This window comes from Ruegeria sp. AB11 (genome assembly GCF_056536325.1).
This window is the reverse complement of sequence record NZ_JBQFJO010000001.1, coordinates 1465340-1475000: the sequence shown is the minus strand read 5'-3', so window position 1 is coordinate 1475000 and position 9661 is coordinate 1465340. Positions and strand designations below refer to the sequence as shown.

Sequence of the window (9661 nt, the reverse complement as noted above, 5' to 3'; positions counted from 1 at the left end):
AGAATAGGAACCGTCCAGCTGCGGCGCAGTAACTTCAATTCAGTATCATCCGGCACCAAAGCCACGATTTCTGCCGCCACAGCCGCCGCCTGAACCCCGGCTTTTGTCAATCGGAATTCAGGTCGCAAAGGGTGGCCGTGCCCCGGGTTCCGTTCAAGTAAGCCAAGGCTTACCAGATGCTCCAGACTTGCTGCAAATGCCGTCCGGCTTGCCCCGGTCGCAGCGAGCAATGGGGCCTGCCTGCCCGGAACTCCGCTGTGCAACTGCGCAAGAATGTTCAGCGACCAGGCCCGAGAGGTAAGCTTGACAAGTGTCTTAATGTCCATAAAGTATAGTTACTTTATTTTATTTTAGGACAAAAGGAAAGTTCCATGCCCCTCGTTTCCTTAGAAAACACCATCACTCTTGCCATTTCGGTCAAAGACCGCCACGCCAGCGCACAATGGTACAATGAGAAGCTCGGGTTTGAATTGGTCCATCATATTGATGAGGCGGGTTGGAGCGAGATGTTGACCAAAACCGAGGGCGTGACCCTTGGCTTGGGCGAGCAGGCAGAACCCGCACCCGGGAACACCGTTCCGGTCTTTGGTGTTGCCGATATCGCAAGCGCACGCGGTGCTTTGGAAGGTGCCGGAGTTCGGTTTGACGGCGAAACTGAGACGATCGAGGGGATGGTCAGCACTGCCACATTTTACGACCCGGACGGCAATGCAATGATGCTAGCGCAGGACTTGGCTGGACAGGCCTGAACGCTCTCAGCCCCAATCAAGCCACTACCAAAAAAAGACCCGCCAGATTGGCGGGTCTCTTCAGTTCTTAAGGCTTAGTGAACCAATGCATCGTCAGGGCGTGGGCGTTCCGATGTGCCCAGCCGGTCTCCGATGATCAATCCATCCGTGCCTGCTGTGACAGGTACAGTCTCGCCATCCTTGATCTCACCGGCCAGCAATGCCTCGGCCAGCGGGTTCTGCAAGGCACGTTGGATCACGCGCTTGAGCGGACGGGCACCGAAGACTGGATCATAGCCTTCGTTCGCCAGCCATTCCTTGGCGCCATCGTCCAAGGCCAGCTCGATCTTGCGGGCAGCCAGACGTTTTTGCAGGCGTGCCATCTGGATATCGACGATGCCATCCATATCGGCCCGCTTGAGCCGATCAAAGATGATGGTTTCGTCCAGACGGTTCAGGAATTCCGGCCGGAAATGCGCCCGGACCGCATCCATCACATCGCGCCGTGCCTGGGCGCTGTCCGCACCTTCAGGCAACTGGCTCAGCGCTTGCGACCCAAGGTTCGACGTCAGGATGATCAGCGTCTGCTTGAAGTCCACGGTGCGGCCCTGGCCATCGGTCAGAACGCCATCATCCAGAACCTGAAGCAGAACGTTGAACACATCCGGGTGCGCTTTTTCGACCTCGTCAAACAGCACGACCTGATATGGCCTGCGCCGCACGGCTTCCGTCAGCACACCACCTTCATCATAACCGACATAGCCCGGAGGAGCCCCGATCAGACGGGCGACCGCGTGTTTCTCCATGAACTCGGACATGTCGATCCGCACCATCGCGTTGTCGTCGTCGAACAGGAAGTTCGCCACGGCTTTGGTCAGTTCGGTTTTCCCGACGCCGGTCGGCCCGAGGAACAGGAACGAGCCCAGCGGGCGGCCTTCGTCGTTCAAACCAGCCCGCGCACGGCGCACGGCGTTGGCCACGGCGGTCACCGCCGAATCCTGACCAATCACGCGGGAATGCAGCTCATCTTCCATGCGCAGCAATTTCTCGCGCTCACCTTCCAGCATTTTTGAGGTCGGGATACCGGTCCAGCGTTCGACCACCGAAGCGATCTGTTCGGGACGCACCGTTTCCTCGGCCATCATGGCGTTGCTTTCGGCGTTTTCGGCCTCGGTCAGCTTTTTCTCAAGCTCGGGAATGACGCCGTAGGAGAGCTCACCCGCCTTGGCCAGATTGCCTTCGCGCTTGGCGATTTCCAGATCAGCGCGCGCCTTGTCGAGCTGCTCTTTAAGATCACGCGCACCCGCCAGCTTATCCCGTTCGGCCTGCCACTGGGCGGTCATCTCGGCGGATTGCTCCTGAAGGTCGGCCAGATCCTTTTGCAAGGTTTCTAGACGATCCTTGGAGGCCGCGTCATCTTCCAGCTTCAGCGCTTCTTCCTCGATCTGCATCTGCAGGATCTGACGATCCAACTGATCGAGTTCCTCGGGCTTGGAATCCACCTCCATCCGCAAACGCGACGCCGCCTCATCGACCAGGTCGATTGCTTTGTCGGGCAGGAAACGGTCGGTGATATAGCGATGCGAGAGCGTCGCCGCCGAGACCAGCGCCGAGTCGGAAATACGCACACCATGGTGCAGCTCGTACTTTTCCTTGATGCCGCGCAGGATGCTGATCGTGTCCTCGACCGTTGGCTCGGTGACCATCACAGGCTGGAACCGCCGCGCAAGCGCCGCGTCTTTTTCGACGTACTTGCGATACTCATCCAGCGTGGTCGCGCCGATACAATGCAGCTCACCTCGGGCAAGCGCAGGCTTGATCAGGTTGGCAGCATCCATCGCGCCGTCGGACTTACCCGCGCCGACCAGCGTGTGCATCTCGTCGATGAACAGGATGATTTCACCGGCGGCCTCGGTCACTTCGGTCAGAACAGCCTTCAGGCGCTCTTCAAACTCTCCACGGTACTTCGCACCAGCGATCAGCGCCCCCATGTCGAGCGCAAGCAGCTTTTTGTCCTTCAGCGATTCAGGGACGTCGCCGTTGACGATGCGCAGGGCCATACCCTCGGCAATCGCGGTCTTACCGACGCCGGGCTCCCCGATCAGAACCGGGTTGTTCTTGGTGCGGCGCGACAGAACCTGCATCGAACGGCGGATTTCCTCGTCCCGCCCAATGATCGGGTCGATCTTGCCTTCAGCGGCCGCTTCGGTCAGGTCGCGCGCGTATTTCTTAAGCGCGTCATAGCCCTCTTCCGCTGAGGCGGTGTCAGCGGTGCGCCCCTTGCGGATGTCGTTGATCGCCTCATTCAGTTTCTGGGCCGATACTGCACCGGCCTCCAAAGCCTCTTTGGCTTTGGATTTCACCATACACAGCGCCATCAAAACGCGTTCGACCGGCACAAAGCTGTCGCCCGCCTTGGTGGCGATCTTCTCTGCCTCGTCCAAAACCTTGGCAGTCTGGCCATCCATATAAATCTGGCTCGCGTCGCCGCTGACCTTTGGGATCTTGCCCATTGCAGCGCCCAACACCTCAACCACACGGTTCGGTGCGCCGCCAGCGCGTGTGATCAGGTTGCTCGCCAGCCCCTGATCGTCATCCATCAATGCTTTCAGAATATGTGTGGGTTCCAGCCTTTGGTGCCCCTCACGCAGCGCAATGGTCTGCGCCGCTTGCACGAATCCCCGTGCCCGCTCGGTGAACTTGTTCAAGTCCATAGCATTCTCCTTTTCTTAAGCGCCCCGTTTTGACGCGCCCGCTTGGCGGCACGCGTCGGTCTGGGCCTCACATTCAATTTGGGAAATGTCTTTTCCCATTCAAGGGGCTAGAGCAGATAATTCGGCGTCACCCGCGCGGAATGGAATAGACGGAATATCCGCCGGTTTGGCCCATCAATTCAGCATCATACATTTCAACCAAAGATTGCTCTGCACTGCTGCCTGTGGGGCATGAAACCAGATCAGCTGTATGATCGAGGAAGTTGCCGGTATAGGCTGTCTCCCCTGTCAGTTGGCACCAGTCGTCTTCCGATCGATACCCACGCACCAGCAGAAGATTGTCATTGGTTGGAGCCGGTGCAGCACCAGTTTCGGGCGGCTCACTCTGAGGCGCGTCTTCGCATGCGGCCAGCATCAGTGCCACGCCAAGTAGAATTACTTTTTTCATCTTTTTTATCCCTGTTCTGAACGTTTGCACATTAGCACATTGCACAATTTAGTACGTGAACCGCTTCACCTCAGGCTTCGCGCATAGACAGTTCGCTCCGAACCCGTTAGGACGCACACGTTTGCCAAAAAGGAGCGCCCTATGTCCGATGACCGCCTAATCGTAGCCCTCGATGTCCCAAACGCCCTGCAGGGTCTGGCCATGGCTGAGCGGCTGGGGGATGCTGTTTCGTTTTACAAGATCGGGCTGGGGATGCTGACCGGCGGCGGGCTGGCATTGGCCAACGAACTTAAACAGGATCACGGCAAGCGCATATTTTTGGACATGAAGCTGTTCGATATCGGCAATACTGTTGAAAACGCGGTACGTGGGTTGGCGCAGTTTGACTTGGACTTCCTCACTGTTCATGGCGACCCGCATGTGGTGCGCGCCGCAAAGGAAGGTGCAGCGGGCAAAGACCTGAAGATTCTGGCGGTCACCGTCCTGACATCCCTGAACAGGGACGATTTGGATGCGAGCCTTCTGAAAGCGGGCGATGTTCAGGACATTGTGGTTGAACGTGCAGCCAAGGCATTTGAGGCGGGGGCCGATGGCGTCATCGCCAGCCCTCATGAGGCTGCTCTGATCCGGGCCCTACCCCAAGCCGAAGGCCGCCTGATTGTCACGCCTGGAGTGCGCCCGGCTGGCGCTGCACATGGCGACCAGAAACGAGTCGCAACCCCTGCCAGCGCAATTGGAGACGGCGCGGACCACATTGTTGTGGGTCGTCCGATCTATGAGGCGGAGAATCCACGAGCCGCCGCAGAAGCCGTTCTGAACGAACTAATTTCTTAGCCGCGGCACTGTCAGAGCAACCGGATTAATGCAGAATAGAGGACAAGTTCGTCCTGCAACCAGTTGACCTTACGTCAATTTTCACTGCAGCCGCGCCAAATCGCCCCTGTGCCCGAAAACACACATGAAAAATACGAGTTTATTGCACGATTGGCTTGAAGGTATCGAAATGGGCGAATTTGCGCGATTCTGGGCTTGAGACACTCCCCAACGGGCCATCTCTTCCTGAGGTCCGTTTCCTCCCCCCGCACCAGCGGGGGGCTTTCTTCTGAGAACAACCAACCCTTTTCCACTACCCAAGTTCGGTAAGGTAATCCTTTAGACGGGCAACGAAATTGGGTATGGCAAGTGGGTCGGCCAAATAATCCTGAGGGTGCATCAGGCACCATCCCTGCCCTTCGTCACCAAATTGGACAAGATGCACATCTTGGGCCGGGCGTCGGGCAACAAAGAACCAGCTTCGATCGTATTGACGGGACCATACAAGATCAGTTTCCGACAAGTTCAGCCCAACTTCTTCGACCGTCTCACGCAATGCACATTCTATGGGGGATTCGCCCTCCTCTCGCCCTCCGCCGGGGAAATCGAAATGCCCGGGAAAGGGGATATCATCTTTTTGGTCTCGCAAAATCACAAGCAATTCGTCCCCGAGGAACAGCGCAGTTTTGGCCCCCGTGAAATCCATCAATCCCCTTTTTATTCCGGCCCAATCGAGATAGATTCTAACCGACCCAGAGACTTCGCCAAGTCGAAACTGGACCGAAAGAACCTGTGATGCCTGCTATCTGTCGCGATTGTTTAAATCAAATAGAGCAGAGCAAGCGCTGCACATACTGTGGCAGCCCACGATTGAAATCGCACCCCGAGTTGTTCGATCTAACCATCGCCCACATGGATTGCGATGCCTTCTACGCATCTGTCGAAAAGCGCGATAATCCCGAACTGGCAGACAAGCCGGTGATTATCGGGGGTGGGAAGCGCGGGGTGGTATCGACCGCGTGTTATGTTGCGCGTATACGCGGCGTGCGATCAGCGATGCCGATGTTCAAGGCACTTCAGCTGTGCCCCAATGCGGTCGTGATCAAACCGCGCATGTCCGTTTATGCCAGCGTTTCACGCCAAATCCGGGAGATGATGGACGAATTGACGCCTGTTGTGGAACCGCTTTCACTGGATGAGGCGTTCATGGACTTGTCGGGCACTGAACGACTGCATGGTGCACCGCCAGCTGTAATGCTGGCACGGCTGGTCAGACGAATGAAGGATGAACTTGGCTTGACCGGCTCAATCGGTCTTAGCCACAACAAATTTTTGGCCAAGGTCGCTTCAGATCTGGACAAACCGCGCGGGTTTTCGGTGATCGGCAAGGCTGAAACAGCTGAGTTTTTGCACGATAAACCTGTGAGGTTGATCTGGGGAATTGGCCCGGCTGCGCAGGAATCGCTGGATCGTGCAGGAATTCGAACATTTGCCGATCTTCTGCGCTGGGATCAGGAGGCACTGACCGCCCGGTTCGGATCGATGGGCTATCGCTTGTGGCATCTGGCCCGAGGGCAGGATAAGCGGCGCGTTTCTGCGCATGAACCGATGAAGTCGATAAGCAACGAGACCACGTTCTTTGAAGACACCGCCAGCATCGAAATATTAGACGGACACTTGTGGCGCATGTCCGAAAAAGTGGCCGATCGTGCCAAAGCCAAGGGATTGGCGGGTCGGATTGTGACGCTGAAACTGAAACAAGCCGATCATAAAGTCATCACCCGGCGCGTGTCGTTGCGCGACGCGACACAGATCGCGGACAGGATATATCGCACGGCGCGCGGATTGTTCGATCAGGTCGGGGATCAGGGTCCGTATCGCCTGCTTGGATGTGGCCTATCCGATTTGTGCACCGAGGATCAGGCCGATATTTCGGGTGATTTGCTAGATCCCGGTGCCACACGCAGATCCCAGGCTGAACGGGCCACAGACGATATTCGCCGCCGATTTGGGAGTGATGCGATCGTTAAGGGACGCGCGCTGCGCTAAGGCTATTCGGCAGCCAGCGACAACGGCTCGGACCCTATGGAGGCAATCTTGCCGGAGACCTGCCGCAGTACCTCACGGAACGACTGAAAGTTGCCGTTTGGCTGAATTGTATCTTCGTCCATATAAATAGAGCGGTCGATCTCGATCTGGATCGCGTGTTGTTGCCGGGTTGGGCGGCCATAGGTCTGAGCGACATAGGCCCCTGCGAAAGGCGCATTACGTGCCACATTCAGGCCCGCATCTGTGAACGCAGATTCAATCTGATCGACGATCAACCCCGAGGCAGCAGCACCAAACCGATCACCCAGAACGATCTCGGGGCGCGTACTGCCAGAGCCGCCGGCCATTGCGACCGCCTCATGCGGCATCGAATGGCAATCGATCAGGATCGCTTGCCCGAACATCTCGTGCGATTCGGACAGAAGGGATTTCAGTTTTTGGTGATAGGGCCGCCAGTAAGTGTCGATCCGCAGGCGCGCTTCGTCCATCGTCAACTTACCACTGTAAATCGCGCGCCCATTGGCGACCACGCGGGGGATCACGCCCAGCCCCGAAGCCACACGCGGATTGTGCCCGTGACGGCGCGCGCCCTGAATCAGCGCCGGATCCAATTCATCAGCACTGCGATTCAGGTCCAGATAGGCGCGTGGCATGGCCGCGGCGAGGAATGGCGCTCCGGATTCCGGGGCCGAGTCGAATAGCTGATCGACATAGGCATCCTCGGAAGACCGAATCATTTTACGGTTCAGTACAGACCGTTTAAGCAACGACGCGGGATATGCCCGACCACTATGCGGAGAGGCAAATACCACGCATGAGGTGCGCTCTGCGGGCATATCCAGAACATAGGCTGCATTGGTCGCGGCGTTGGGCATGGGCTCTCCGTTCGTTCGCATTGAACATAGACCGGAAAATAGTTCTGCCAAACCCCTTGATCCCCCTAACGACTCCTTTTATAGACCCCGCTACCGGCGCGGGGTTCCGCGCCCCATTTCGTTATGGGGTAGGCCAAGCGACGGTTTCATGGGCGGTTAGCTCAGCGGTAGAGCACTTCGTTGACATCGAAGGGGTCACAAGTTCAATCCTTGTACCGCCCACCATGAATTCACTGCTTCGGATTTCCGGGGCACCCGATTAACCCAGGCGCTGGCCACGTCCTTGATGAAGGCGCCGCAGATTGGAGACAGACCATGAAGGTCAAGAACTCGCTCCGCTCGCTCAAGAACCGGCACCGTGATTGCCGGGTTGTGCGTCGCAAAGGCCGCGTCTACGTGATCAACAAGACGCAGCGCAAGTTCAAAGCTCGTCAAGGCTAAGAACTGCACATATCCGAATAAGAAACCGCGCCTTTGAGCGCGGTTTTTTGTTTAGGGGTGAAGTGATTTGTGAGCCGCGTGGGTTAAGAGAGTTTGGCCGAGTGCCAGACATGCTTGACCGTCATGTAGTTCTCCAACCCTTCGGTTCCGCCCTCACGGCCATAGCCGCTGGATTTCACACCACCAAAAGGCGTTTCGGGCATCGAGGCTTCGAGCGTGTTGATCGACAGATTGCCCACCTCGACCTCATCGATCAAACGGTCGATATAATCTGCACGATTGGTGAAGGCATAGCCTGCCAATCCATAAGGCACCGAATTTGCCTGCTCAATCGCATGATCCAATGAAGTGACCGGATTGATTACCGCGACCGGACCAAAAGGTTCTTCCTGCATGATACGCGCTTTGTCGGGCACATTCAGTAGGACCGTGGGCTGAAAGAAGTAGCCTTTGTCACCATGTTTGCCTCCGCCTGTCGCAACCGTCGCGCCCTTTGCGCGGGCGTCTTCCACCAGTTCTGTCAATGCAGGTACCCGGCGATCATTGGCCAGTGGCCCCATCTCAACATTTTGTCCCATCCCGTTGCCGACAACAGTTGCAGCGGCGCGTTCGACGAACGCGTCTGAATACGCATCGAAGATGCTTTCATGGGCAAAGAACCGAGTCGGTGATGTACAGACCTGCCCGGCGTTGCGCATCTTGCGAACCGCGCTTGATACACCTGCCGCCCGAACATCGGTATCTTCGCAAACAATTACGGGCGCATGGCCACCCAGTTCCATCAGCACCTGCGTCATATGTTCAGACGCAAGCGTCGTCAGATGGCGGCCCACTGCTGTCGAACCGGTAAAAGCCACAAGCCGGATCGGTTCCTGCGGGATCAAGTGGCCAGAGATTTCTGCTGGGTTGCCGAACACAAGATTCAACACACCCGGAGGTAATCCAGCGTCGTCAAAGGCCTTTGCGATATGGATCGCACCCGCCGGTGTTTCTTCGGCCGCTTTCAAGATGATCGAACAACCTGAGGCGAGCGCACCAGCGATTTTCCGTGCCGGCTGGCTCATAGGAAAGTTCCAAGGTGAAAACGCGGCGGCCACACCGATGGGCTGGTGATGTACCGCGAATTTATGACCCGGCGCAGCGGGTATGATCCGTCCATAGGTGCGCATTGCTTCGCCCGCGTCCCACTCAAAGAACTCGGCCCCTCGGATCACCTCAAGTCGGGCCTGTTTCAGCGGTTTGCCATGTTCCAAAGTGATGGATTGAGCGATCTCCTCCTGACGTTCCCGCATCAGTGCAGCAGCACGCAGGATCGTATCAGCACGTTCGCGCGGTGCGGTGCGGCTCCAGATCTTGAGGCCTTTGACAGCCGCATCAAGCGCATCATCCAGATCGCTTTTGGACGCACAGGGAAGACGTGCGATTTCTTCTTCGGTCGCCGGGTTCACGACAGGCACATCCTGGCTGGTCGTGCGCCATTTTCCTGCGATGAACAGCTTAAGCTCAGGATACATGTAATTGATGCCTCCGAATTAGGACCCTTTCAACTCATGCAATGGCTGACATTACTTCAAGTGAATTGGATGAATACTG

At 57.1% G+C, this 9661-nt stretch carries 10 protein-coding genes and 1 tRNA gene (1 of these 11 only partly in view); 5 read left to right on the top strand and 6 right to left on the bottom strand.

Features of this window, described 5'->3' with window-relative positions:
- Nucleotides 1-326, bottom strand: the 5' portion of a protein-coding gene (locus ACR3EJ_RS07535) for a winged helix-turn-helix transcriptional regulator (RefSeq protein ID WP_170546453.1). It extends 214 nt beyond the left edge of the window; the window shows 326 of its 540 coding nt (coding positions 1-326); its start codon is at nt 324-326; its stop codon lies off the left edge, out of view.
- Between the two features lie 45 nt (nt 327-371).
- On the opposite strand from ACR3EJ_RS07535, the gene ACR3EJ_RS07530 reads away from it, so the two are divergent.
- A complete protein-coding gene (locus ACR3EJ_RS07530; protein WP_170546456.1) occupies nt 372-749 on the top strand; it encodes a VOC family protein in 378 nt (125 codons plus the stop codon).
- Nucleotides 750-823: 74 nt separating this feature from the next.
- Here the strand turns inward: ACR3EJ_RS07530 and clpB are convergent, their stop codons facing one another.
- Nucleotides 824-3442 (bottom strand): ATP-dependent chaperone ClpB, encoded by a 2619-nt coding sequence (gene clpB / locus ACR3EJ_RS07525; RefSeq protein WP_170546459.1) that lies wholly within the window; start codon nt 3440-3442, stop codon nt 824-826.
- 127 nt (nt 3443-3569) lie between these two features.
- Nucleotides 3570-3890 carry a hypothetical protein gene (locus ACR3EJ_RS07520; RefSeq protein WP_170546462.1) on the bottom strand — a complete coding sequence of 107 codons (321 nt, stop codon included), beginning with the start codon at nt 3888-3890 and terminating at the stop codon, nt 3570-3572.
- A 141-nt stretch (nt 3891-4031) separates the two neighbouring features.
- Here ACR3EJ_RS07520 and pyrF point away from each other — a divergent pair, with 141 nt between their 5' ends.
- On the top strand, nt 4032-4724 hold the full coding sequence (pyrF, locus tag ACR3EJ_RS07515) for an orotidine-5'-phosphate decarboxylase (protein ID WP_170546465.1): 693 nt from the start codon (nt 4032-4034) through the stop codon (nt 4722-4724).
- A gap of 292 nt (nt 4725-5016) precedes the next feature.
- Here pyrF and ACR3EJ_RS07510 read toward each other — a convergent pair whose 3' ends face one another.
- Entirely contained in the window at nt 5017-5409 is a 393-nt protein-coding gene (locus ACR3EJ_RS07510; protein WP_170546468.1) for an NUDIX hydrolase, read from the bottom strand.
- A gap of 89 nt (nt 5410-5498) precedes the next feature.
- Here ACR3EJ_RS07510 and ACR3EJ_RS07505 point away from each other — a divergent pair, with 89 nt between their 5' ends.
- Nucleotides 5499-6752, top strand: a complete 1254-nt coding sequence (locus tag ACR3EJ_RS07505; protein ID WP_170546472.1) for a DNA polymerase IV — start codon at nt 5499-5501, stop codon at nt 6750-6752.
- Nucleotides 6753-6754: 2 nt separating this feature from the next.
- Here ACR3EJ_RS07505 and ACR3EJ_RS07500 read toward each other — a convergent pair whose 3' ends face one another.
- Nucleotides 6755-7627 carry an N-formylglutamate amidohydrolase gene (locus ACR3EJ_RS07500; RefSeq protein ID WP_170546475.1) on the bottom strand — a complete coding sequence of 291 codons (873 nt, stop codon included), beginning with the start codon at nt 7625-7627 and terminating at the stop codon, nt 6755-6757.
- A gap of 150 nt (nt 7628-7777) precedes the next feature.
- Between ACR3EJ_RS07500 and ACR3EJ_RS07495 the strand changes: the two genes are divergently transcribed.
- Nucleotides 7778-7852, top strand: a tRNA-Val gene (locus tag ACR3EJ_RS07495).
- 90 nt (nt 7853-7942) lie between these two features.
- Nucleotides 7943-8068 (top strand): type B 50S ribosomal protein L36, encoded by a 126-nt coding sequence (gene ykgO, locus ACR3EJ_RS07490; RefSeq protein ID WP_005648635.1) that lies wholly within the window; start codon nt 7943-7945, stop codon nt 8066-8068.
- 83 nt (nt 8069-8151) lie between these two features.
- Here the strand turns inward: ykgO and ACR3EJ_RS07485 are convergent, their stop codons facing one another.
- The gene (locus ACR3EJ_RS07485; protein WP_170546478.1) at nt 8152-9582 is read right to left on the bottom strand and encodes an NAD-dependent succinate-semialdehyde dehydrogenase; all 1431 of its coding nucleotides are present in this window, start codon (nt 9580-9582) and stop codon (nt 8152-8154) included.
- Nucleotides 9583-9661: the final 79 nt, after the last annotated feature.